The organism is Paracoccus sp. (in: a-proteobacteria), assembly GCF_039808215.1.
GTDB lineage: Bacteria > Pseudomonadota > Alphaproteobacteria > Rhodobacterales > Rhodobacteraceae > Paracoccus.
Window position 1 is genome coordinate 1 of sequence record NZ_JBDHSP010000012.1, and the last position, 23,844, is coordinate 23,844.

A 23,844-nucleotide genomic window follows, 5' to 3' on the forward strand; every position below is an offset into this window, starting at 1 on the left:
GCCCGCAAGTTACTGTTTTACTTCTACTTTTTTACTCACTCGTTCACATTGCCGGACTTGACATCCGCCTTCGGAGGCCGACACTCTATCCAGCTGAGCTACGGGTGCCTTCTGCTTGCGCAGTGCTTACGCAGATTTCCTTCGAGTTGGAAGACCAGAAACCCAGTCTTCAATTTGTTGTTTTTACGCCTTCTTTCTTATCCCCACGATCAGCAGAGAGGGTTGACAGTAGCCTTCCGAGGGTAGCGTTCTATCCAGCTGAGCTATAGGACCCCGGTCTTGCGGGCCTCCGCGTCTTGTTCATTTCCGTCCTTGCCCTGTCGCCCGACGCTTGCCCGGGAAAGGCGTTCCCCGAGGTTGCGGCCGTGGCTATGGCGCCCCCGCTGATTAGCCGGAAACCACCTGCTCTGCAATGGGGTTCAGGCGAAAAGCTCGCGGCAGAAGCCAAGGCCGTCGATCAGCGCATCGACCTCGGCGCGGGTGTTGTACATGGCAAAGCTCGCCCGCGCCGAGGCGGTGATGCCAAAGAACTCCATCAGCGGCATGGCGCAATGCGTGCCAGCGCGCACCGCGATGCCGCGCTTGTCAAGGATGGTCGAGATGTCATGGGCATGCGCGCCCTGCATGGTCATGGAAAAGATCGCGCCCTTCTCGGCCGCATCGCCCTGCACCGAAAGCCAGTTCAGATCGCGCAGCCGCGCGCGCGCATGGTCGCGCAGGTCGCGCTCATGCGCGGCGATCTTGTCCATGCCCAGCGCCATCAGATATTCCAGCGCCGCGCCCAGGCCGATCTGGTTGACGATGCCCGGGGTGCCGGCCTCGAAGCGCAAGGGCGGGTCGGCGTAGTCCACCGTCTCGCGCGTGACGGTGCGGATCATGTCGCCGCCACCCATGAAAGGGCGCATCTCGGCCTGGCGTTCGGCCCTGATCCAGATCGCCCCGGACCCCGAGGGCCCGTAAAGCTTGTGCCCGGTGATGCAGTAGAAATCGACCCCCAGCGCCGCCACATCCACCGGCATGTGCACCGAGGCCTGCGAACCGTCGGCCAGCACCGGCACATCCGTGCCGCGCGCGACGGCGCCGACATCGACCACGGTGCCGGTCACGTTCGACATATGCGTCAGCGCGATCAGCTTCGTGCGCGGGCCGACGGCGGCCAGAACCTTCTCGGCCGGCAGGCTGCCGTCAGGCTCGGGCTCGACCCATTTCAGCACCACGCCCTGGCGTTCGCGCAGAAAATGCCAGGGAATGATATTGGCGTGATGCTCCAGCACCGAAAGCACGATCTCGTCGCCTGCCTGCAGCCGCGGCGCGGCCCAGGCATAGGAAACGAGGTTCAGCCCCTCGGTCGCGCCCGAGGTGAAGATCACCTCATCTTCGCGCGAGGCATTCAGAAAACGGGCGATGATGGCGCGCACGCGCTCGTAATTGTCGGTGGCCAGATTGGACAGGAAATGCAGGCCGCGGTGGACATTGGCATATTCATCCTCATAGGCGCGGCTGATCGCCTCGATCACCGCGCGCGGCTTTTGCGCGCTGGCGCCATTGTCCAGATAGACCAGCGGCCGGCCGTTCACCTGCCGCGACAGGATCGGGAAATCGGCGCGGACCTTTTCGATGTCAAAGCTCATGGGGTCACCTCGGGGACGATGCCGAATGCCGCCGCGATCAGCGACAGCAGAAAGCCCAGCAGAAAGACGCTGCCAATGAATGCCAGGGCCACCTTGCCGGTGCTGGCAAACCCGTGCAGCGCCTTGGTCATGGACACGGCCAGATAGATGAACAGGCCGAAGGCCAGCATCGACAGCAGCGAGGCAGTGGCGGGAAACAGCGCCATCATCACCACCTGCATCGCCTGCAACCCGACCAGCACCAGCTCGATCCAGGCGATGATCAGCAGCGCGTCGGCAAAGCTGCCGCGCCCGCCGAAGCTGCGCCCGACCTGCGCCACCATCACCGCCGAGACCGTCATCACCGTCAACTGGATCGCCGCCAGCGTCGCCGGCTGCGACAGCATGCGCGACACCGGATGATCCACCTCGACGGGAAACATCAGCAGCGACAGGCCCGCCAGCAGCGTCGAGAGGCAGACCGCCAGAAACAGCGCCATCCAGCGCGCCGCCAGCGGCAGGTCCAGCGCCTGCAGCATGCGCACCGCCGCCGCCGGATCGCGCAGGGTCACGATCACCATGTCGCCCAGATTGCCGATCTTCATCGCTTCCCCGCCAATGCGCACAACCCCGCCCCCCATATCACCAGAAAGCCGAGCCCCGCCATGGCCTTTGTCAATGACAGCGCCGGGCCGGGGCCGATCAGCCCCGCCACCAGCCCCGAGAGCAGCATCGCCGGTGCCACCGCCAGCAGCGCCCAGAACAGCGCCAGCCGCGCCTCCGGCCCCGTCACCGGCCAGGGCGTCAGCCGCGACAACGCCGCGCTGAGCCCGGCCAGCGCATAGGCCAAGAGCGGCATGACGAACATCACCGCCAGCAGCGCGCCCCCCATGCGCGCGCCCAGCGGAATCCCGGGCTGCAACTGCGCGGCGCGGGCATGCGCCGGGGCCTGCGCGACCAGAAACATCAGCATGGCCGCCATCAGCACCACGATCAGCACCCGGTCAGGCATGCCGCGCAGAGAGCGCACCACCCTGCCCGGCGCCCACCAGCTTTGCAGCATCCGCGGAAAGATGCCCGCCCGGCTCATGCCCTGGCCGGATTTCCCGCCCGCTCGGTCAGCCAGTGCTCCAGCCGGCCAAGGATGTCGTCACGCAGGCGCGCATCCTCGATCTCGTCCAGCGCATCGGCCAGGAAGGACAGCACCAGCAGAACGATGGCACGCTCCTTGGGCACCCCGCGCGAGCGCAGGTAGAACAGCGCCGTCTCGTCCAGCGCGCCGGTGGTCGATCCGTGCGAGCATTTCACGTCGTCGGCATAGATTTCCAGTTCGGGCTTGGCGAGGAACTGGCTGTCCTCGTCCAGCAAGAGCCCCTGGCTGATCTGGTAGCCGTCGGTCTTTTGCGCCCCCGGCCTGACCAGGATCTTGCCCTGGAAGATGCCCTCGGCGCCGTTCTTCAGCACCTTCTTGTAGACCTGCCGGCTTTCGCAGCGCTCGCCGGCATGGGTGACGAACACCGTGTCGTCGTGATGGAAACGCCCAAGGCTGCCATCGCCCAGAACCGCGGCGGCGATATGGGCCACGGCATCGTCGCCGGCGATGTCGATCACGCTTTCATTGCGCATCATGTGGCCGTTGACCGCCAGCGAGAAGGACTTGAACAGCGCCCCGGTACCGACGCGGGCAAAGACATGCGCAAGGCCCAGCCGCTCGTCATTGGCGCGCTTGGCGGCGATGTGGTGCAGTCTGGCGCCGCGGGCCAGATCCGCCTCGATCACCACATTCGAGCGCGCGCCGATCTCGCCGGTCTCGAGCAGCGTCAGCTCCGCGCCGTCCTCAAGCTGCAGCACGTGATGCACATGCACATCAGTGTCGACACCCGAGCGGCGATAGGTGACATGCACCGGGCGCGCCACGCGGCCGGTGACGCGGATCAGCACGCCATCCGCCGCCGCCAGCGTGTTCAGCGCCGCAAAGGGGCGCGCGACCGGCTGCTGCCCCGCGGCCTCTAGCCGGCCATAAAGCCCCTCGGCCCAATGCGCGCCGCCGGTATCGGCTGCGGCCAGCGTCGCGATCTCAAGCCCCTCGCCCGCCAGCGGATCCGAGGCCTCGGCATCGAATCGTCCGTCGACGAAGACCAGCGTCAGCCGCTCCAGCCCGGTGAACAGCGTCGTCTCGCCGGCGGCGATGGCCAGCGGCGCGGGGCTTGCCGCGTTGAAGGGCGCGGGGTCGGTATAGCGCCAGTATTCGTCGCGCGGCCCCGGCAGGCCCATGTCCTGCAACCGCGCCGCGGCATCGGCGCGCGCGGCGCGGGTGAATCCGCCCTGCGGCGGCAGCAGCGCCGCAAGCTGCGCGGCCAGGGCCGTCGCCGCGGGCCGGGCCTTGCCCTCGACCGAGGGCGCCTGCTCGGCAAGAACAGCCGTGTCCGCCATCAGCCGACCTCCGCCAGCAGATCGCCATAGCCGTTCTGCTCGACCTCGAGCGCCAGCTCCGGGCCGCCCGACTTGACGATGCGGCCATCGGCCATGATGTGGACGACATCGGGGCGGATATGGTCCAGAAGCCGCTGGTAATGCGTGATCACCAGGAAGGACCGCTCAGGGCTGCGCAGCGCGTTCACGCCATCGGCGACCAGGCGCATCGCATCCACGTCAAGACCGGAATCGGTCTCGTCGAGGATGCACATGCGCGGCTCGAGCATGGCCATCTGCAGGATCTCGTTGCGCTTTTTCTCGCCGCCGGAGAAGCCCACGTTCACCGGACGCTTGAGCATCTCGCCGTCGATGTTCAGCGCCTTGGCCTTGGCGCGCACGATTTTCAGGAACTCGGCCGAGGACAGCTCCTCCTCGCCGCGCGCCTTGCGCTGTGCGTTCACCGCGGTGCGCAGAAAGGTCAGGTTGCCGACGCCGGGAATCTCGACCGGATACTGGAACGCCAGGAACAGGCCGGCGGCGGCGCGCGCCTCGGGCTCCATCCCGAGCAGGGCCAGATCGTCCAGATGCGCCTCGCCCTCGGTGACCTCATAGCCGTCGCGGCCCGACAGTACATAGGACAGCGTCGATTTCCCCGAGCCGTTGGGCCCCATGATCGCATGCACCTCGCCCGCCGGGACGGTCAGATCGACCCCCTTGAGGATCTGCTTGTCCTCATCCTCAAGTTTGACGTGCAGGTTCTTGATTTGCAGCATGACTGGCTTCCTATTCGGCGCTTGCGGCGGCAGCGGGGACGGGTGCTGCCGGCAGGTTATCGGTGAATTCACGGTTCCGGACGGTGCCGGTGGCGGGGCGGGCGATCATCCCACCGATCCTTCCAGCGAGATGGCGACCAGCGACTGCGCCTCCATGGCGAATTCCATCGGCAGCGCCTGCAGCACCTCGCGGCAAAAGCCGTTGACGACCAGCGCCACCGCCTCTTCCTCATCCATGCCGCGCGCGCGGCAATAGAACAGCTGGTCGTCATCGACCTTGCTGGTGGTGGCCTCGTGCTCGACGCGGCTGGTGGTATTCTTGACCTCGATATAGGGCACGGTATGGGCGCCGCATTTGTCGCCGATCAGCAGGCTGTCGCATTGCGTATAGTTGCGGCTGTTTCTGGCGCGCGGATGCATGCTGACCAGACCACGATAGGTATTCTGCGCCTTTCCGGCAGAAATTCCTTTGGAAACAATGCGTGAGCGGGTATTCTTCCCAAGATGGATCATCTTGGTCCCGGTGTCGGCCTGTTGCATGTTGTTGGCGATGGCGATGGAATAGAACTCGCCCTGCGAGGCCTCGCCGCGCAGGATGCAGGAGGGGTATTTCCAGGTGATCGCCGAGCCGGTCTCGACCTGGGTCCACATCATCTTGGCGCGCGCGCCGCGGCAATCGGCGCGCTTGGTGACAAAGTTGTAGATGCCGCCCTTGCCTTCCTCGTCACCGGGGAACCAGTTCTGCACGGTGGAATACTTGACCTCGGCATCCTCGAGGACGACGATCTCGACCACCGCCGCATGCAGCTGCGCGATGTCGCGCTTGGGCGCGGTGCAGCCTTCAAGATAGCTGACATAGCTGCCCTTGTCGGCGATGATCAGCGTGCGCTCGAACTGCCCGGTGTTTTCGGCATTGATGCGGAAATAGGTCGACAGCTCCATCGGGCAGCGCACGCCCGGCGGCACATAGACGAAGCTGCCGTCCGAAAACACCGCCGAGTTCAGCGTGGCGAAATAATTGTCCGATTGCGGCACGACCGAGCCGAGGTATTTCTTCACCAGTTCCGGATGCTCGCGGATCGCTTCCGAGATCGGGCAGAAGATCACCCCGGCCTTGGCCAGTTCCTCCTTGAAGGTGGTGCCGACGCTGACGCTGTCAAAGACCGCATCGACCGCCACCTTGCGGCCCTCGGCGGGCGCACCCGCGGCGCCCTCGACGCCTGCGAGGATCATCTGCTCCTTCAGCGGAATTCCCAATTTTTCGTAAGTGGCCAGCAGCTTGGGGTCGACCTCGTCGATCGACTTGGGCTTGACCTGCATGCTTTTCGGGCGGGCGTAGTAATACTGATCCTGATAGTCGATCACCGGATAATGCAGCATCGCCCATTTCGGCTCGCTCATGGTCTGCCAGCGCCGGAACGCCTGCAGCCGCCATTCGGTCATCCATTCCGGTTCTTCGTTCTTCTTCGAGATCAGCCGGACGATGTCCTCGTTGACGCCCTTGGGGGCGTATTCCATCTCGATCTCGGTGTCCCAGCCGTATTTGTAGGACCCCATGTTCTGCACGGTCTCGACGGTCTCGCGGTCAACGCCTTCCCGGACTTCGATTGCATCGCCGATCTCAACAGCCATCTCAAACCTTTCCTGCGGTCGCCCGCTGATCATTCCTCTGCCGCCAGCGGTCATGGGCCGCCAGCCAGGCATCCGCAAACCTCATCACGTCCCGAGCGTCCGTGGCCGGACCGATCGAGACGCGGATCGCATCGCCCGCCCGTTCCGGCGCGATGCCCATGGCCGTCAGCACGGAGCTTGGCCGGACCTTGCCCGACGAACAGGCCGAGCCTGCCGACACGGCAAAACCGGCAAGATCCATCTGCATCACCTGCGTCTCTCCGCGCCAGCCGGGCGTCAGGATGGACAGGGTATTGGGCAGGCGGCGGGACTCGCGCCCCGGGAATGTAACCATTTCCGCCCCGGATTCCAGCCTGTGCAGCAGCGAATCGCGTATTTCCGAGATTTTTTCTCCGATTCCTTGATCCAGATCATATTGAGCCGCGCGCGCCGCCGCGGCAAAGCCGAGGATGCCGATCAGATTCTCGGTGCCGGCGCGGCGTCCCTGCTCTTGCCCGCCGCCGCGGATGCGCGCTGCCAGATCGGTGCCGCGCCGGACCACCAGCGCGCCGATGCCGCGCGGCCCGCCCAGCTTGTGGGCGCTGACCAGCCCGGCCCCGATCCCCAGCCAGTTGAAGGCCAGGGGCACCTTGCCGAAGGCCTGCGTCAGGTCCGAGACCGCCAGCCCCTGCGGCAGGTCCTGCAGAACGCCGGTTTCGGAATTGGCCAACTGCAGCGCCGTGCGCGCGGGATCGGCAACTGCCACCTGCCCGGCGCCATCCGCGGCCAGGACCGGATCGCACCAGGCCAGCACGGCCGCATGCTCCAGCCCGGCGCAGGCCAGACCCCGGTCCTGCAGCACCAGCGCCGCCGCCTCGGTCGCACCCGAGGTGAAGATCACGTCCTGACCCTCGGCCCCCAGCGCCGCCGCCACCTCCTCGCGCGCGCATTCCAGCGCCATCTTCGCCGCCCGCCCCTCGGCATGGACCGAGGACGGATTGCCGACGATGTCGCAGGCCGCCTGCATCGCCGCACGCGCCTCGGGGCGCAGCGGCGCGGTGGCGTTCCAGTCCAGATAGACCCGGCTCATGCCAGTCCCTCCGCCGCCAGGTCGCGCGCGTCCAGCGCCTCGGCGACGCGCTCGGCCAGGCGCCGCGCCACCTCGGATTTCGACAGCCGCGGCCAGGGCTCGGCGCCGCTGGCAGAGATCAGCGTCACCGCGTTCTCGGCCCCGCCCATGATGCCGGTGGCGGGGCTCACGTCATTGGCAAGGATCCAGTCGCAGCCCTTGCGCGCGCGCTTGGCGGTGGCATTGGCCAGCACGTCGTCGGTCTCGGCGGCAAAGCCCACGACCAGCGCCGGACGCCCGCGCCCGAGCCCGCTGATCCAGGCCAGGATGTCCGGGTTTTCGGCGAATTCCAGCTGCGGCAGGCTGCCCGAGGCATCCTTCTTGATCTTGCCGCCGCGGGCGTTGGCCACATGCCAGTCGGCCACCGCCGCCGCCATGATCGCGGCATCGGCGGGCAAGGCGACCTCGACCGCCTCGCGCATCTGACGCGCGGTCTCGACCGCGATGACCTCGACGCCGCCGGGGGGCGGCACCTCGGCCGGGCCGGTGACGAAGCTGACCCGCGCGCCCAGATCGCGCAGCGCCGCGGCGATCGCGCTGCCCTGCGCGCCGCTCGAGCGGTTGGCGATATAGCGCACCGGGTCGATCGGCTCATGCGTGGGACCCGAGGTCACGATCACATGCCGGCCCTGCAGCCGCCCAGCGGGCAGCGCGATCGCGGTCTCGGGCATCAGGCGCAGCGGCCGCTCGCGGTCCAGCAGCGCCCGGATCGCGGCGAGGATCGCCTCGGGTTCGGCCATGCGACCGGGCCCGTATTCGCCGCAGGCCATGTCGCCCTCATCGGGGCCGATGAAACGGATGCCGTCCTCCTCGAGCGTGTCGCGGTTGCGGCGCGTGGCGGGGTGCTGCCACATGCGCACATTCATCGCCGGGGCGGCCAGCACCGGCTTGTCGGTCGCCAGCAGCAGCGTCGAGGCCAGATCGTCGGCCAGTCCCGCCGCCATCTTTGCCAGCAGATCGGCGGTGGCCGGCGCCACCACCACCAGATCGGCGGCGCGCGACAGCCGGATATGGCCCATCTCGGATTCGCGGGTCAGGTCGAACAGGTCCTGATGGCAGGGCGCCTCGGCCAGCGCCGACAGTGTCAGCGGCGTGACGAATTGCGCGCCAGCGCCGGTCAGCACCGGCACCACCGCCGCGCCCTCGCGCCGCAGCATGCGGATCAGTTCGGGGATCTTGAAGGCGGCTATGCCGCCGCCGACGATCAGCAAGATGCGGCTGCCCTGCATGGCGATATCCTCTGCCGTGACGCTCGTCTCCGACATAGGCCCAAGCGGGTGCCGGAACAAGCAAGCGCCGCCATTAACCAATCCTTAAGCCGCGCCAGACTACCACAGGCAGGGGGAACGGGGGCGGAAATGGTGGCGATTGCCTATACGGTCGCCTTCGACGGGGTCGAGGCGCGTCTGGTCGAGGTGCAATGTTCGGTGGCGCCGGGCCTGCCGGGCTTTGGTATCGTCGGCCTGCCCGACAAATCGGTCAGCGAGGCGCGCGAGCGGGTGAAATCCGCCTTTGCCGCGCTGGCGATCGCCCTGCCCTCGCGTCGTATCACCGTCAACCTCTCGCCCGCGGACCTGCCCAAGGAGGGCTCGCATTTCGACCTGCCGATCGCGCTTGCGGTGCTGGCGGCGCTGGAGGTCGTTCCCGCCGAGGCGCTGGCGCAATTGGTGGCGCTGGGGGAACTGGCGCTGGACGGGCGGCTGTCGCCGGTCTCGGGCGCCCTGCCCGCCGCCATGGCCGCGGCGGCAGAAGGCCATGCGCTGATGGTGCCGCACGCCTGCGGCGCCGAGGCGGCCTGGGTCGGCGCGGTCGCGGTGCTGGCGCCGCGCAACCTGCGCGAGGCGATCGACCACCTGACTGACCGCGCGCCGATCGCCCCGGCGCGACCCGGCGAGGCCGCGATCCCCGAGGCGGGCGAGGACCTGGCCGAGGTCAAGGGACAGGAACGCGCCCGCCGCGCCATCGAGATCGCCGCCGCCGGTCGCCACCACCTGCTGATGGTCGGCCCGCCCGGAGCGACCAAGACCATGCTGGCCCGGCGCATCCCCGGCATCCTGCCGCCGCTAAGCCCGCAGGAGGCGCTGGAGACCTCGGTGATCCATTCCGTCGCCGGGCTGCTGAAGCATGGCGCCATCTCGCGCGTGGCGCCCTTCTGCCAGCCGCATCACACCGCCTCGCAGGCCGCGATCATCGGCGGCGGTCGCCAGGCCGGGCCGGGCCAGGCCAGCATGGCGCATAACGGCGTGCTGTTCATGGACGAACTGCCCGAATTCGAGCGCCGGGTGATCGACGCCCTGCGCGAGCCCATCGAGACCGGCGAGATCCACGTCTCGCGCGCCAATGCCCATGTGCGCTACCCGGCGCGTTTCCTGCTGGTCGCGGCGGCAAACCCCTGCCGCTGCGGCAATCTGGCCGATGCCGCCCAGGCCTGCGCGCGGGCGCCGGTCTGCGGCGCGGATTATCTGGGGCGGATCTCGGGGCCGATGATGGACCGGTTCGACATGCGCATCGAGGTGCCGCAGATCTCGCTCGAGGAGATGCAGCTTCCCGGCGGCGGCGAGCCCTCGGCCGCGGTGGCGGCACGCGTCGCTGCGGCGCGCGCCATCCAGACGCAGCGATTCGTCAGTCATCCTGGCATCCGGGTGAATGCCGACGCGACCGGACGCCTGCTCGAGGAGATCGCGCCGCTCGACCGCGACTGCCGCGACCTGTTTGCGCGCGCGGCCGAGCGTTTCGGCATGACCCCGCGCGGCTATCACCGCATCCTGCGCGCGGCGCGCACGGTGGCCGATCTTGACGCCTCGCCGCAGATCCGACTGCCGCATCTGGCCGAGGCGCTGTCCTTCCGGCTGGTCTCGGGCCGGCCCGACTGATCAGCGGCGCGCGGCCAGGCGGCGCTCGACCGCGTCCCAGATCAGGGCGGCGGCGTTGATGCCGTCGAAACGCTCAAGCTCCTGGATGCCGGTGGGCGAGGTCACGTTGATCTCGGTCAGCCAGCCGTCGATCACGTCGATGCCGGTGAAGATCAGACCCTTCTCGCGCAGGGCGGGGCCGATGCGGGCGCAGATCTCATGCTCGCGCGCGGTCAGGCCGATCTTTTCCGGTCGCCCGCCGACATGCATGTTCGAGCGCGCCTCGCCCGCGGCCGGAACCCGGTTGATCGCCCCGACCGCCTCGCCATCGACCAGGATGATGCGTTTGTCGCCCCTGACCACGGCGGGCAGATATTTCTGCGCAATGACCGGCTCGCGGCTGTTGGCGAGGAAGGTTTCCACCAGCGACGAAAGATTCGGGTCGTCGGGACGCATGTGGAAGATGCCGACGCCGCCATTGCCGTAAAGCGGCTTCAGGATGAAATCGCCGTGACGTTCGCGAAAGGCGCGGATCTGCCCCAGATCGCGGGTGATCAGCGTCGGCGGAGTCAGGTCGGGGAAATCCAGCACCAGCAGCTTTTCCGGGCTGTTGCGGACCCAGAAGGGATCGTTGACCACGAAAGCCTTCGGATGGATGCGGTCCAGCATATGCGTGGTGGTGATATAGCCCATGTCGAAGGGCGGATCCTGGCGCAGCCAGACGACATCGAAGCCGGACAGGTCGACATCCGCCCAGTCGCCGAAGCTGACGTGATCGCCCGCATCGCGCCGCAGCGTGACCGGCCGCCCCCGGGCCATGATCCGGCCCTCGTCATAGCTGAGGCGGTCGGCGGTATACTGGAACAGCCTGTGACCGCGTGCCTCGGCCTCGAGCCCGATCCGGAAAGTGCTGTCACCGGCGATCGAGACATGCTCGATCGGGTCCATCTGAAGCGCGACATGCAGATTCATGCTGTATACTCCGGCTGTGTCGAGCCGAGTTCTCGCGCGCATGGCGCCTCAATGCAAGCCAATGCAAGCCGAAGTCAGATCGCCCCGAACGCGTTCTCGAGGATCTCGACGCGCCCGAAACGGTCGACCAGGGCCGCGTCAAAACGCATGGCGGTCAGCAGGCCCGTCGGCAGGCGCCCGCAATATTCAAGCGCGGCATTGCAGATCCGCGCAATCTGCCTCGCGCCGATCCGGCCTGCGGCCCCGGCATGGTCGGCAGATTTCTTGACCTCGACAAAGGCATATTCATCGTCCTTGCGCAGGACGAGATCGATCTCGCCGCCCTGACCGCGCCAGCGCTCGGCGACCAGTTCGTAGCCACGACGGCCATATTCGCGCGCCACCGATTCCTCGGCAAAGCGGCCGGCTGAATGGGCAACGGCACCGCGCCGCCCCCTTGCTCCGATCCGCACCGCCATGGCTTCCGCTTGCGTCATTCGCTGTCCTTTCGCATCTCCAGCGCCAGGGCATAGACATCGCGCCGTGCCAGGCCAAAGCGCGCCGCGACCTCGGCCGCGGCCTCCTTGACCGGCAACCGCCCGAGAAGCGGCTGCAATGCCTTGCGCAGGCTGTCATCGTCTGCCACCGCGGGTTCGGGCTGGCCGAAAAGCACGACGATCTCGCCGCGCAGCCCCTCATCGGGGATTCGAGCCAGCAGCGTCGCCGCGGTTCCGCGCATCACTTCCTCGAATTTCTTGGTCAGTTCCCTGCAGATCACCGTAATCCGATTCGCCTCAGTCTCGCAGAGATTCTCCAACAATTGCCTAACGCGGCGCGGGCTTTCAAAGACAATCACCGTGGCCTCGACCCTTTGCCAGCTTTCGATCCACCTGCGCCGCGCCCCTGCCGCCGATGGCGGAAAGCCCACGAACAGAAAGCGGTCACTGGGCAGGCCGGAAACCGAAAGCGCCGCCAGCGCCGCCGAGGGGCCGGGCAGCGCGCGCACGGTGTATCCCGCCTCGGCGGCATCGCGCGCCAGCCGATAGCCCGGGTCGGCGACAAGCGGCGTGCCCGCATCCGAGGCATAGGCCACCGACCTGCCCCCGGCCAGTGCCGCCATGATCGCGGGCCGCTGCCGGTCGGCATTGTGGTCGTGATAGGCGATGATGCGGCGCCCGCGAAGCGCGATGCCGTGGATGTCCATCAGGTGGCGCAGGTTGCGCGTGTCCTCGGCGGCCAGCAGATCGGCGGCATTCAGCGCATCCAGCGCCCGAAGGGTGATGTCGCGCGCCGAACCGATCGGCGTCGCGACCAGATGCAGCCCCGGCTCCAGCGGCGCGGTGCCGACATTCAGCGAGACCGGCCGCGCACCCGCGGCGCCGTGGCTGGCGCTGTCTTCCATCACGCAGTCCTTTCCTTGGTGGCGGGGCAAGTTGCCATGTCCGGGATATGCCAATAACGTGCCCCCGTTAACCCCCCCGGCCCCGACCTACAGGGAATCACGCCATGACCGTCCTGACAACGATCCGCGGCGCCTTCGCCTTGCGCCCCCTCGCAAGGATCGCAGCCCTTCTGTCCGCAATGGCACTTGCCGCATGCGAGCCGATCGATCTGGCGTCCTCGGGTCCGCAGAGCGGCCCGGGCATCGACCCCTCGCAGCCGGTGCCAGTGGCGCTGCTGCTGCCGGGCGGCAATGCCGATCTGGACTGGCTGGCGCGTTCGCTGGCCAATTCCGCCCGCATGGCGGCGGCCGACGCCCAGGGGGCGAGGATCGATCTGCGCATCTATAACGCCGGCGCCGATCCGGGCCAGGCGGTGACCCAGGCCGAGCAGGCGGTGGATGAGGGCGCAAAGATCATCCTCGGCCCGCTGTTTGCCGACAGCGCCAATGCGGTGGGCAATGCCATGGCGCCCAGGGGCGTCAACGTGCTGTCCTTCTCGAACAATCCCGACATCGCCGGAGGCAATGTCTTTCTGCTGGGCAATACCTTCGACAACGTGGCCGACCGCCTGGTGCGCTTTGGCGTCCGGAACGGCAAGCGCCGGATCATGCTGGTGGCCGAGGACGACGCCGCCGGCCAGGTCGGTGCCCGCGCCATCGAGCGCGCCATCCAGCGAAACGGCGCCACCCTGGCCGGCAGCATGACCCATGCGGTGTCGCGCCAGGGCATCGACGCCATCGTGCCCAATGCCGCGCAGGCGGCGCTTTCGGGCAATGTCGATGCGGTGTTCCTGACCGCGAACCAGGGCGCGGTGCTGCCCTATCTGACCGACCGGCTGGCCGATGCCGGCGTGACCTCGCAGAGCGTGCAGATGATGGGCCTGACGCGCTGGGACCAGCCAAGCGCGCGGCTGGCCCTGCGCGGCGTCCAGGGCGGCTGGTTCGCCATTCCCGACACGGCCCTAAAGGCGCAGTTCGAGCAGCGCTACCGTTCCGCCTATGGCGAGACCCCGCACGATCTGGGCTCGCTGGCCTATGACGGCGTGGCCGCGATCGCGGCGCTGGTGCGTGCGGGCAAGCGCAATGCGCTGACCACCGCCGGGCTGACGCAGAATTCGGGCTTTGCCGGCATCTCGGGCGCCTTCCGCCTGCGCCGCGACGGCACCAGCGAACGCGCCCTGGCGGTGGCCACGGTGCGCAACAACCAGGTGGTGGTGCTGGACCCGGCGCCGCGCAGCTTTGGCGGCTTCGGGTTCTGAGCTTGGGCGGAACCGTCCCCGAGGCCCCGGCGCAGGCCGGGCCGGCGGCGCTGCTGCCCGGGCTTGCCGCGGCGCTGGCCGGCGTCTCGGAACCGCGCGAGATCCGCACCCGCGCCGTCGCCTTCCTGGCGCGGGCGCGCAGCGATGCCATGGCCGGGATCGCGGCCGAACTTGCCGCCCATCCCCGCGCCGGGCGCGAGACCGTCGCCGCCATCGCCGCCCTGACCGATGCCCTGGTCAGCGCCGTCCACCATGTCGCCACCACCATCCTGCACCCGCAGCTCAACCCCACGGACGCCGAATGCCTGGCCGTGCTGGCCGTCGGAGGCTATGGCCGCGCGGAAATGGCGCCGCAATCCGACGTGGACCTGCTGTTCCTGACCCCGTGGAAGATCGGCGGCTGGGTCGAAAGCGTGGTCGAATCCATGCTCTACATGCTGTGGGACCTGAAGCTGAAGGTGGGCCAGGCCACGCGCTCGATCGACGATTGCCTGCGGCTTGGGACGGCCGACATCACCATCCGCACCAGCCTGCTTGAGCATCGCCTGGTCTGCGGCCATGCCGCGACCGCCGAATCGCTGCGCGAGCGGCTGTTTGGCGAATTGTTCGCCGGCTCGATCCCCGAATTCATCGAGGCCAAGCTGGCCGAGCGCGCCGCCCGCCACCAGCGCCAGGGCGGCCAGCGCTATGTGCTTGAACCCAACGTCAAGGAGGGCAAGGGCGGGCTGCGCGACCTGCAGACGCTGTATTGGCTGGCGAAATACATCCACCGCGTCGACCACGCCGCGGAACTGGTGGCGCTGGGCTTTTTCACCCGCGAGGAACACCTGACCTTCTGGCAGGCCGAGGATTTCCTCTGGGCGGTGCGCTGCCATCTGCACATGATCGCCGGGCGCGCCTCGGACAAGCTGACCTTCGACATGCAGGTCGAGGTTGCGGCGCGCATGGGCTATCGCGACCTCGGCGGGCGCCGCGCCGTCGAGATCTTCATGCAGGATTATTTTCTGCACGCCACCCGCGTGGGCGAGCTGACGCGGGTGTTTCTCGTGGCCCTCGAGGCGCGCCACCTCTACAAGGCGCCGGTGCTGAACAGGCTGTTCCAGCGTCGCCGCATCCGCGCGGGCTATCGCATGAACCACGGCCGCCTGACCTTTGTCGACGAGACGCATTTCCTCTCCGACCCGCTGAACATCCTGCGCCTGTTCGAGGAGGCGCTGCGCACCGGCATCCTGATCCATCCCGACGCCATGCGCGTGGTCACGGCCAATCTTGACCTGATCGACGACCGCATGCGCTCGGACCCCGAGGCGGTGCGCATCTTCCTTGACCTGCTCTTGAAGCATGGCAACCCCGAACGCTCGCTGAGGCGGATGAACGAGCTGGGGGTGCTGGGCGCCTTCATCCCGGAATTCGCCACCGTGGTGGCGATGATGCAGTTCAACGTCTATCACCACTACACCGTGGACGAGCACCTGATCCAATGCGTCGCCGCGCTCGCCGCCATCGAGCGCGGCGAGGATGCCGAGGACCTGCCGATGACCAGCGCCATCATGAAGCGCCGGATCAACCGCCGGGTGATCTATCTCGCCGTGCTGCTGCATGACATCGGCAAGGGCCGGGCCGAGGACCACTCGATCCTTGGTGCGCGGCTGGCGCGGCGGGTCTGCACCCGCTTCGGCCTGCCCGCCGATGAGGTCGAGACCATCGAATGGCTGATCCGCAACCATCTGCTGATGTCGGACGTGGCGCAGAAACGCGACATCGCCGACCCGCGCACGCTGCGCGACTTTGCCAAGGCGGTGAAGACGGTCAAGCGGCTGGACCTGCTGCTGGTGCTGACCGTCTGCGACATCCGCGGCGTCGGCCCGGGCACCTGGAACAACTGGAAGGCCATGCTGCTGCGCAAGCTGCACCGCGAGACCGCGCAGGCGCTGGCCAGCGGGCTTGAGGAGTTGAACCGCGACAAGCGCATGGGCGAGGCCAGGCGCGCGCTGCGCCACCTGCTCAGCGCCAAGGGCTGGGAGCCGCGCGCGATCAAGGCGGAACTGTCGCGCCATTACGACAATTACTGGTCCGGCCTGCCGACCGAGACGCAATATGTATTCGCCAACATGCTGAGCGGCCTGGGCGACGCCGAGATCCGCACCGACCTGCACCCCGACACCGACCGCGACGCGACGCGCGCCGCCTTCGTGCTGGCCGACCATCCCGGCATCTTCTCGCGCATGGCGGGCGCGCTGGCGCTGGTCGGCGCCAATATCGTCGATGCGCGCACCTATACCACCAAGGACGGCTTTGCGACCGCGGTGTTCTGGTTTCAGGACGCGGACGGCCATCCCTATGCCGCCGACCGCCTGCCGCGCCTGCGCAAGACCATCGAGCGCACCCTGAACGGCGAGATCGTGGCGCGCGAGGCCCTGGCCGGGCGCGACAGGCCGAAGAAACGCGACAGCGCCTTTCGCTTTCCCACCCATGTCACCTTCGACAACGAGGCCTCGGATGTCTATACCCTGATCGAGGTGGACACCCGCGACCGCCCGGGTCTGCTTTACGACCTGACGCGCACCATGGCCGACAACCACATCCAGATCGCCAGCGCGGTGATCGCCACCTTTGGCGCCCAGGTGGTGGACACATTCTATGTCAAGGACATGTTCGGGCTGAAACTGCACCAGCCCCATCGCCGCGAGGCCCTGGAAAAGAAGCTGCGGCAGGCCATCAAGGACGGGGCCGAACGCGCCGGGCGCGCGCCAGATGACCAGCCCTGAAATCACGGAAAAGACACATGCAACCGATCAGACTGTTCCGGGGCTTTCTCTCGGTGGGCGCCTGGACGCTGCTCAGCCGCATCGTCGGATTCGTCCGCGACGCGATGATCGCGGCCTTTCTTGGCACCGGCCCGGTGGCGCAGGCCTATATCGTCGCCTTCACCCTGCCCAACATGTTCCGCCGCTTCTTCGCCGAGGGCGCCTTCAACACCGCCTTCGTGCCGATGTTCGCCAAGCGGCTCGAGGCGGGTGAAAACCCGCGGGCCTTTGCCGAAGAGGCCTTCTCGGGCCTGGCTTTCGTGGTGTTCCTGGTCTCGGTCGCGGCGCATTTCGCCATGCCCTGGCTGGTGCTGGCGCAGGCCGCCGGCTTTCGCGGCGATGAGCGTTTCGACCTGGCGGTGACCTTTGGCCGCATCTGCTTTCCCTATATCCTGTTCATCTCGCTGACGGCGCTCTTGTCGGGGCTTTTGAACGCGGGCGGGCGCTTCATGGCGGCGGCGGCGGCGCCGGTGCTGATGAACTTCATCCTGATCGCCGCCATGGTCATGGCGGATCGGCGGGGCTGGGACATGGGCCTGGCCATGGCCTGGTCCACGCCGGTCTCGGGGATCGCGCAGCTGGCGGCGGTCTGGTGGGCGGCCAAGCGCATGGGGTTTCCGCTGCGCCTGCGCCGGCCGCGGCTGTCGCCGGACATGCGCCGGCTGCTGGCTATCGCGGCGCCGGCGGTGCTGGCCGGGGGCGTGGTGCAGATCAACCTGCTGGTCGGGCGCCAGGTCGGCTCGTTCTTTGACGGCGCCATCGCCTGGCTCAACAATGCCGACCGGCTGTATCAGCTGCCGCTGGGCGTCGTCGGCATCGCCATCGGCATCGTGCTGCTGCCCGACATCTCGCGCCGGTTGAAGGCCGGGGACACCGAGGGCGGCCGCCATGCCTATAACCGCGCGGCGGAATTCGCACTGTTTCTGACCGTGCCGGCGGCGGTGGCGCTGGTCATCGCCGCCGAGCCGCTGATCTCGGTCCTGTTCAAGCGCGGCGCCTTCCTTGCCGCCGATGTCGGCCCCACCGCGGTGGCGCTGGCGATCTACGGCCTGGGCCTGCCGGCCTTCGTGCTGCAAAAGGTGTTGCAGCCGCTGTATTTCGCCCGCGAGGACACACGAACCCCGTTCCGCTTTGCCGTCTGGTCGATGCTGGTCAATGCCGGCGCGGCGCTTGGCCTGGCTCCGCTGATCGGATTTTCCGCCGCGGCCTGGGGCACGACCATCGCCGGCTGGACCATGGCGGCGCAGCTGTGGCTGGGCACGCGCAATTTCGGCGCCGCGACCGAACTGGACGCGCGGCTGCGCCACCGCCTGCCCCGCATCGTCGCGGCATCCGCGGTGATGGGGCTGGTGATCTGGGGCCTGGTGGCGGCGCTGGACGAGATGCTGCAGGCGCCGGGCCTGCGCTATCTGGCGCTGGCGGCGCTGGTCGGCGCGGGCATGGCCAGCTACGGTGCGGCGGCGCTGGGCTTCGGCGCCATCCGGCTCTCGGACCTGCGCGCCGACCTGCGCCGTCAGCGCTGACGGATCTGGCGCATCACCCGGCCGATGCCGCCCGGCACCAGCAGGAAGGACAGGGCAAAGCCGCTGCCAAAGCCGGCGATCTCGGCGATCCAGGTCGGGCTGCCGTCCTGGAACAGGATGCCAAAGACCAGCTGGAACGCCAGCAGCATGCCGATCAGGCTGAAGGCGCGCAGGCGGTTGGCGTTCTGCTGGCCCAGCCGGATCCACAGCAGGAAGGTGAAGGCGCCGACAAAGCCGTAGACCGCCGGATAGCCGCCGACCAGCGGCGGAAAGCGGAACTGCGGCAGCATCGCCGCCGCCAGCGTATAGACCAGCGCCCCGCCGACGGCCGACCCCAGAAACAGCGCCAGCACCGCCCAGGGGCGGAACTGCTGCGCGATCAGGTTCCCCAGCGCCAGGGTGAACACGATGACGAACAGCGCATGCGTCAGCGACAGATGCACGAAGGCATAGGTCAGGATGCGCCAGCCCTGCTCTGGCACGACCAGGCCCATCTGCCACAGCCGCAGCAGCAGGTCCGGAACGAAGGCGCTGCGCTCGACCGCGATCTGGCGCATGGCCAGCCCCGCGCCCTGGCCGCCGCCGCCCAGAAAGCCCAGTTGCGCCAGCCCGAACAGGGCCTCGCTGGCGATCATCGGCAGGGCGATCATCCAGATCACCGCGGGCACCGGGTTGAGTGGCGATTCGGCATGGCCGGGGCGCATCGGATGTCCTTCTCTCTGGCGGGGGCGGTTGCGCCCGGTCGGGGCAAGAGGTAAGCCACGCATCGGGATTTTCCAAGCAGGTAGTGCCATGACCACGAGCTTCGCTCCGCGCATCTTCTCCGGCATCCAGCCCTCGGGCGGGTTGACGCTGGGCAATTACCTCGGCGCGCTGAAGCGCTTTGCCGAATACCAGGGCAAGGGCGCCGAGACGATCTATTGCATCGTGGACCTGCATGCGATCACCGTCTGGCAGGACCCCGAGAAGCTGCGTCACAACACGCGCGAGGTGGCGGCGGCCTTCATGGCCTCGGGGGTCGATCCCGAGGTCTCGGTGTTGTTCAACCAGAGCCAGGTCTGCCAGCACGCGGAACTGGCGTGGCTGTTCAACACCGTGGCGCGGGTGGGCTGGATGTATCGCATGACCCAGTTCAAGGACAAGGCCGGCAAGAACAGCGAAAACTCCAGCCTTGGGCTGCTGGCCTACCCCTCGCTGATGGCGGCCGACATCCTGGCCTATCACGCCACCGCCGTGCCGGTGGGCGAGGACCAGAAGCAGCATCTGGAACTGACCCGCGACATCGCCGCCAAGTTCAACCATGATTACGGCACGGATTTCTTTCCGATCACCGAGCCGCTGATCGAGGGCACCGCCACCCGCGTCATGTCGCTGCGCGACGGGTCGCGGAAGATGTCGAAATCCGACCCTTCCGACGCCAGCCGCATCAACCTGACCGACGATGCCGACGCCATCGCCCAGAAGATCCGCAAGGCCCGCACCGACGCCGAGCCCCTGCCCGGCCGCATCGAGGAACTCAAGGACCGGCCCGAGGCGCGCAACCTTGTCAACATCTTCGCCGCCCTGACCGGCGAGACCGAGGAACAGGTGCTGGCGCGCTTTGAAGGCCAGGGCTTTGGCAGCTTCAAGCCCGCCCTGGCCGAGGTCGCGGTCGAGGTGCTGGCGCCGATCACCCGCCGCATGGCCGATTTCATGGCCGACCCGGCCGAGATCGACCGCGTGCTGGGCCGCGGCTCGGACCAGGCGGCGGCGATCGCCGGCCCGATCGTCGAGCGCACCAAGGCCATCATGGGCATGATCCGCTCGCGCTGATGACTTCCGGGCGGGATGGGTTATGCTTGCCCCATCCCGCAGAACGGGCCTGCCGACAGACGGGAAGAGACCATGGCTGATCAACTGTCGAGGATGCTCGGCGAACGCCCCTGGCTGCTGGCCGACGGGGCGACCGGGACCAACCTTTACAACATGGGCCTGGCGCCGGGCCAGGCGCCGGACCTGTGGTGCGAAAGCCAGCCCGAAAAGGTGCGCGATCTGCACCGGCAGATGATCGCCGCCGGCGCCGATGTGATCCTGACCAACAGCTTTGGCGCCAACGCGAACCGCCTGCGCCTGTCGGGCGCCGCCGACCGCGTGGCGGCGGTCAACCGTGCCGCCGCGCGGCTGGCGCGGGACTGCGCCCGCGAAAGCGGCCGCGCCGTGGTCGTCGCCGGCTCGATCGGCCCCACCGGCGAGATCATGGCGCCCATGGGCCGCCTGACCGAGGCCGAGGCCACGGAACTGTTCACCACCCAGGCACAGGCGCTGAAAGAGGGCGGCGTGGACGTGCTGTGGGTCGAGACGATCAGCGCCGCCGAGGAATTCCGCGCCTTCGCCCGAGCCGCCCAGGCGGTGGCCATGCCCTGGTGCGGCATGATGAGCTTTGAATCCGCCGGCCGCAGCATGATGGGCGTGACGCCGCCCCAGCTTTCGGCGCTGATCGACCGGCTGCCCAACCCCCCCATCGCATATGGCGCCAATTGCGGCACCGGCCCGGCCGAACTGCTGCGCGCGGTCGCGGGCTTTGCCGCCTCGGGCTGCGAACGTTCCTATATCGCCAAGCCCAATGCCGGCGTGCCACGCTATCACGAGGACGGGCTGGTCTATGACGCCACCCCCGCGGCCATGGCTGAATTCGCGGTCCTCGCCCGCGACATGGGTGTGCGCATCATCGGCGGCTGCTGCGGCACCACGCCGGCACATCTGGCCGCGATGCGCCAGGCGCTGGTCGAGGCGCCGCGCGGGCCGCGCCCCAGCGCCGAACTGGTCTCGGCCCGCATTGCCGCGGCCATGACCCGGCCCGAGTGATCAAAACAGCGCCAGCTGCTGCCCGGCCGCCGGCGGCGGGGCAAAGCGGCTGCAATCCAGCACCTCGCCTGTGCGCGCAAGGCCCAGCCGCCGGCAGGCCAGGCGAAAGCGCTGCTGCAGCAATTCGGCCTCGACGCCCTCGCCGCGCATGCGGCTGCCAAAGCGCGGGTCGTTGTCGCGCCCGCCGCGCATCGCCCGCACCCGCGCCATGACATGGCCGGCCCGGCCGGGGTGATGGCGCTCCAGCCAGTCGCGAAACAGCGGCGCCACCTCCAGCGGCAGGCGCAGCGGGATCATGCTGGCGGCGCGCGCGCCGCTGTCGCGGGCGGCCAGCAGGATGCGCTCCATCTCGGGCTCGGTCAGCACCGGGATCACCGGCGCGACCATCACCCGCACCGGCACGCCGGCATCCGACAAGGCGCGGATCATGCGCAGCCGCGTTTCGGGTGTGGGCGCGCGCGGCTCCATCTGCCGGGCCAGCGCCGCGTCCAGCGTGGTGACCGACACCCCGACCGCCGCCTGCCCCCGCGCCGCCATCGCCGCCAGCAGATCCAGATCGCGCAGCACCAATGCCCCGCGCGTCACCAGGCTCAGCGGGTGGTTCCAGTCGTGCAGCACCTGCAGGCAGCCGCGCATGATACCCCGGCTGGCCTCGATCGGCTGATAGGGATCGGTGATGGTGCCGAAGGCGATCGGAGCCACGGCATAGCCGCGGCGGCCGATCTCGGCGGCCAGCAACTCCGGTGCGTTCGGTTTCGCGGTCAGGCGGGTCTCGAAATCCAGCCCCGGCGACAGCCCCAACCAGGCGTGGCTGGGTCGGGCAAAGCAATAGATGCAGCCGTGTTCGCAGCCGCGATAGGGGTTCACCGAACGGTCGAAGGGAATGTCGGGAGAGGCGTTGCGGCTGATGATCGAGCGCGCGCGTTCCTCGGCCACCTCGGTGCGCAGCAGGCTTTGCGCCTCGGGGATGTCCCAGCCGTCATCTTCGCGTTCGCCGTGAAGGCGCTCGTATCGTGCTGCCGGGCGGCTGTCGGCGCCGCGGGCGCGCAGGATCTCATCGGGGTTTCGGGGCGGCAGGGTCATCGCAACAAGTTAAAACATTCAGCGAACATACGCCAGATGGCCCGCCCGCTCCAGAGCGCGGACTGTTGCGCAGGAAACTACGGCGCGCGGCAATTTCACCGCCCGGGCTTTGCCGGCGCCCGTGGGTCGCCCATATTGAACGCAGGGGAGGTTGCCATGCCATTGCCGCATTTCCTGATCCTGCTGCTGGCCGTGATCCTGGCCGCGGCGCTGACGCTCTGGGCGGCCAGCGCGCTGGGGGTGGCGGTGCCGGCGCTGGCCTTGCTGCTGGCAGCCGGCCTTGTCCGCCTGGCGCATCGGCGCCATCAACAGAACTGACCGGCGCGCGGCAATGAAAAAGGGGCGCCCAAGGCGCCCCTGATGCGGGATATGCGCGGCCGGTCAGGCGGCGCGGGCGGTCAGCACCGCATCGACCTTCTTCTGCGCGCCGGCCTCGTCCATGCCGCCGACGGCGGCGACCTCGCGGGTCAGCCGCTCCAGCGCGGCCTCATAGAGCTGGCGCTCGGAATAGGACTGTTCGCGCTGGTCGTCGTTGCGGTGCAGGTCGCGCACGACCTCGGCAATCGACATCAGGTCGCCCGAGTTGATCTTCTGTTCGTATTCCTGGGCGCGGCGCGACCACATGGCGCGCTTGACCCGGGCCTTGCCTTTCAGCGTGTCCAGCGCGCGCTCGACCAGATCCGGCGTCGACAGGCCGCGCATGCCGATCTCGCTGGCGCGCGCGGTGGGCACGCGCAGGGTCATCTTGTCCTTCTCGAACGAGATCACGAACATCTCGAGGCGCAGGCCGGCAACCTCCTGCTCTTCGATCGAGACGATGCGACCCACGCCATGGGTCGGGTAAACCACGAAATCATCGGGACGGAATTCGGTCTTCTTGGCTTTCGACATAGGGCTTCCTTCGCAACTGCGCCGCATGACGGCACAAAAAACCACAAGACGGGGGCTGATCCCCCGCTGCGGGTCAACTTGGTGTCCTTGCAATCCTGGCCAGATCATCGGTCAGAGCAGGCAGCAGCGCCGAATGGGCCACCGAAGCGGTCCATTCGACGCGATCTGGCGGCACCATAGCACAAAAAACGCCCCGGATCAAAGCTTCGCTGCAATGCAGCAAGATCCGGGGCCGGCGCCGGCGGCACCCCTGAAAATCAAGACGAAAACCCTGCGAAACTGCCGATCAAGCTGCGGCGCGCGGCGCGAATCAGTCGCCCGTTCCCGGCGCCTCGGAGAAATATTTCTCAAGCTTGCCCGACACGCCGTCCATTTCCTGATAACCGGGCATCGGGTCCTTCTTGCGGGTGATCACCGGCCATTGATCGGCGTATTTGCGGTTGAACTCGACCCATTGTTCCATGTCCGGCTCGGTATCGGGGCGGATGGCATCGGCGGGGCATTCCGGCTCGCAGACGCCGCAATCGATGCATTCGTCGGGATGGATCACCAGCGTGTTCTCGCCTTCGTAGAAACAGTCCACGGGGCACACCTCGACGCAATCGGTGTATTTGCACATGATGCAGTTGTCGGTGACGATATAGGTCATGGCGCG

At 68.0% G+C, this 23,844-nt stretch carries 22 protein-coding genes; 7 read left to right on the top strand and 15 right to left on the bottom strand.

Annotated elements, in window-relative coordinates:
* Nucleotides 1-419: 419 nt before the first annotated feature.
* The 8 genes from WMK75_RS06345 to coaBC form a co-directional block, all read right to left on the bottom strand.
* A complete protein-coding gene (locus tag WMK75_RS06345; protein WP_347266825.1) occupies nt 420-1,631 on the bottom strand; it encodes a cysteine desulfurase in 1,212 nt (403 codons plus the stop codon).
* Nucleotides 1,628-2,215, bottom strand: a complete 588-nt coding sequence (locus WMK75_RS06350; protein ID WP_347266826.1) for a YIP1 family protein — start codon at nt 2,213-2,215, stop codon at nt 1,628-1,630. The genes WMK75_RS06345 and WMK75_RS06350 overlap by 4 nt, the downstream gene beginning before the upstream one ends.
* Complete coding sequence (locus tag WMK75_RS06355; RefSeq protein WP_347266827.1) at nt 2,212-2,700, bottom strand: hypothetical protein; 489 nt, start codon at nt 2,698-2,700, stop codon at nt 2,212-2,214. The genes WMK75_RS06350 and WMK75_RS06355 overlap by 4 nt, the downstream gene beginning before the upstream one ends.
* Nucleotides 2,697-4,043 carry a SufD family Fe-S cluster assembly protein gene (locus tag WMK75_RS06360; protein ID WP_347266828.1) on the bottom strand — a complete coding sequence of 449 codons (1,347 nt, stop codon included), beginning with the start codon at nt 4,041-4,043 and terminating at the stop codon, nt 2,697-2,699. The genes WMK75_RS06355 and WMK75_RS06360 overlap by 4 nt, the downstream gene beginning before the upstream one ends.
* On the bottom strand, nt 4,043-4,798 hold the full coding sequence (gene sufC, locus WMK75_RS06365; RefSeq protein ID WP_347266829.1) for a Fe-S cluster assembly ATPase SufC: 756 nt from the start codon (nt 4,796-4,798) through the stop codon (nt 4,043-4,045). The genes WMK75_RS06360 and sufC overlap by 1 nt, the downstream gene beginning before the upstream one ends.
* 105 nt (nt 4,799-4,903) lie before the next feature.
* The gene (gene sufB / locus WMK75_RS06370) at nt 4,904-6,430 is read right to left on the bottom strand and encodes a Fe-S cluster assembly protein SufB (protein ID WP_347266830.1); all 1,527 of its coding nucleotides are present in this window, start codon (nt 6,428-6,430) and stop codon (nt 4,904-4,906) included.
* A gap of 1 nt (nt 6,431) precedes the next feature.
* Nucleotides 6,432-7,499: a cysteine desulfurase family protein gene (locus WMK75_RS06375; protein ID WP_347266831.1), complete on the bottom strand. Its 1,068-nt coding sequence runs from the start codon at nt 7,497-7,499 to the stop codon at nt 6,432-6,434.
* Entirely contained in the window at nt 7,496-8,767 is a 1,272-nt protein-coding gene (gene coaBC, locus WMK75_RS06380; RefSeq protein WP_347266832.1) for a bifunctional phosphopantothenoylcysteine decarboxylase/phosphopantothenate--cysteine ligase CoaBC, read from the bottom strand. The genes WMK75_RS06375 and coaBC overlap by 4 nt, the downstream gene beginning before the upstream one ends.
* Before the next feature lie 129 nt (nt 8,768-8,896).
* Here coaBC and WMK75_RS06385 point away from each other — a divergent pair, with 129 nt between their 5' ends.
* The gene (locus WMK75_RS06385; RefSeq protein WP_347266833.1) at nt 8,897-10,411 is read left to right on the top strand and encodes a YifB family Mg chelatase-like AAA ATPase; all 1,515 of its coding nucleotides are present in this window, start codon (nt 8,897-8,899) and stop codon (nt 10,409-10,411) included.
* Here the strand turns inward: WMK75_RS06385 and gshB are convergent, their stop codons facing one another.
* From gshB to rsmI, 3 genes are all read right to left on the bottom strand, one after another.
* Nucleotides 10,412-11,362, bottom strand: a complete 951-nt coding sequence (gshB, locus tag WMK75_RS06390) for a glutathione synthase (RefSeq protein WP_347266834.1) — start codon at nt 11,360-11,362, stop codon at nt 10,412-10,414. It abuts the gene before it with no gap.
* 74 nt (nt 11,363-11,436) lie between these two features.
* Nucleotides 11,437-11,838 (bottom strand): YraN family protein, encoded by a 402-nt coding sequence (locus tag WMK75_RS06395; RefSeq protein WP_347266835.1) that lies wholly within the window; start codon nt 11,836-11,838, stop codon nt 11,437-11,439.
* The gene (gene rsmI, locus WMK75_RS06400) at nt 11,835-12,743 is read right to left on the bottom strand and encodes a 16S rRNA (cytidine(1402)-2'-O)-methyltransferase (RefSeq protein WP_347266836.1); all 909 of its coding nucleotides are present in this window, start codon (nt 12,741-12,743) and stop codon (nt 11,835-11,837) included. The genes WMK75_RS06395 and rsmI overlap by 4 nt, the downstream gene beginning before the upstream one ends.
* A gap of 104 nt (nt 12,744-12,847) precedes the next feature.
* Here rsmI and WMK75_RS06405 point away from each other — a divergent pair, with 104 nt between their 5' ends.
* From WMK75_RS06405 to murJ, 3 genes are read left to right on the top strand one after another with little or no spacing between them, the layout of a single operon-like run.
* Nucleotides 12,848-14,041 carry a penicillin-binding protein activator gene (locus WMK75_RS06405; RefSeq protein ID WP_347266837.1) on the top strand — a complete coding sequence of 398 codons (1,194 nt, stop codon included), beginning with the start codon at nt 12,848-12,850 and terminating at the stop codon, nt 14,039-14,041.
* A 2-nt stretch (nt 14,042-14,043) separates the two neighbouring features.
* Entirely contained in the window at nt 14,044-16,809 is a 2,766-nt protein-coding gene (locus WMK75_RS06410) for a [protein-PII] uridylyltransferase (protein WP_347266838.1), read from the top strand.
* Between the two features lie 17 nt (nt 16,810-16,826).
* On the top strand, nt 16,827-18,371 hold the full coding sequence (gene murJ / locus WMK75_RS06415; protein WP_347266839.1) for a murein biosynthesis integral membrane protein MurJ: 1,545 nt from the start codon (nt 16,827-16,829) through the stop codon (nt 18,369-18,371).
* Here the strand turns inward: murJ and WMK75_RS06420 are convergent.
* Nucleotides 18,362-19,075: a rhomboid family intramembrane serine protease gene (locus WMK75_RS06420; protein WP_347266840.1), complete on the bottom strand. Its 714-nt coding sequence runs from the start codon at nt 19,073-19,075 to the stop codon at nt 18,362-18,364. The genes murJ and WMK75_RS06420 overlap by 10 nt on opposite strands.
* Nucleotides 19,076-19,163: 88 nt before the next feature.
* Between WMK75_RS06420 and trpS the strand changes: the two genes are divergently transcribed.
* Complete coding sequence (trpS, locus tag WMK75_RS06425) at nt 19,164-20,183, top strand: tryptophan--tRNA ligase (protein WP_347266841.1); 1,020 nt, start codon at nt 19,164-19,166, stop codon at nt 20,181-20,183.
* A 72-nt stretch (nt 20,184-20,255) separates the two neighbouring features.
* On the top strand, nt 20,256-21,215 hold the full coding sequence (gene bmt, locus WMK75_RS06430) for a betaine--homocysteine S-methyltransferase (protein ID WP_347266842.1): 960 nt from the start codon (nt 20,256-20,258) through the stop codon (nt 21,213-21,215).
* On the opposite strand, the gene WMK75_RS06435 is transcribed toward bmt, so the two are convergent.
* A complete protein-coding gene (locus WMK75_RS06435) occupies nt 21,216-22,298 on the bottom strand; it encodes a PA0069 family radical SAM protein (RefSeq protein ID WP_347266843.1) in 1,083 nt (360 codons plus the stop codon).
* 156 nt (nt 22,299-22,454) lie between these two features.
* Between WMK75_RS06435 and WMK75_RS06440 the strand changes: the two genes are divergently transcribed.
* Nucleotides 22,455-22,616 (top strand): hypothetical protein, encoded by a 162-nt coding sequence (locus WMK75_RS06440; RefSeq protein ID WP_347266844.1) that lies wholly within the window; start codon nt 22,455-22,457, stop codon nt 22,614-22,616.
* Nucleotides 22,617-22,679: 63 nt separating this feature from the next.
* Here WMK75_RS06440 and WMK75_RS06445 read toward each other — a convergent pair whose 3' ends face one another.
* Together WMK75_RS06445 and fdxA are read right to left on the bottom strand one after the other, a co-directional pair.
* Nucleotides 22,680-23,189 carry a CarD family transcriptional regulator gene (locus tag WMK75_RS06445; protein ID WP_347266845.1) on the bottom strand — a complete coding sequence of 170 codons (510 nt, stop codon included), beginning with the start codon at nt 23,187-23,189 and terminating at the stop codon, nt 22,680-22,682.
* A 310-nt stretch (nt 23,190-23,499) separates the two neighbouring features.
* Nucleotides 23,500-23,838, bottom strand: coding sequence for a ferredoxin FdxA (gene fdxA, locus WMK75_RS06450; protein ID WP_347266846.1), 339 nt, complete (start codon nt 23,836-23,838; stop codon nt 23,500-23,502).
* Between the last annotated feature and the right edge of the window lie 6 nt (nt 23,839-23,844).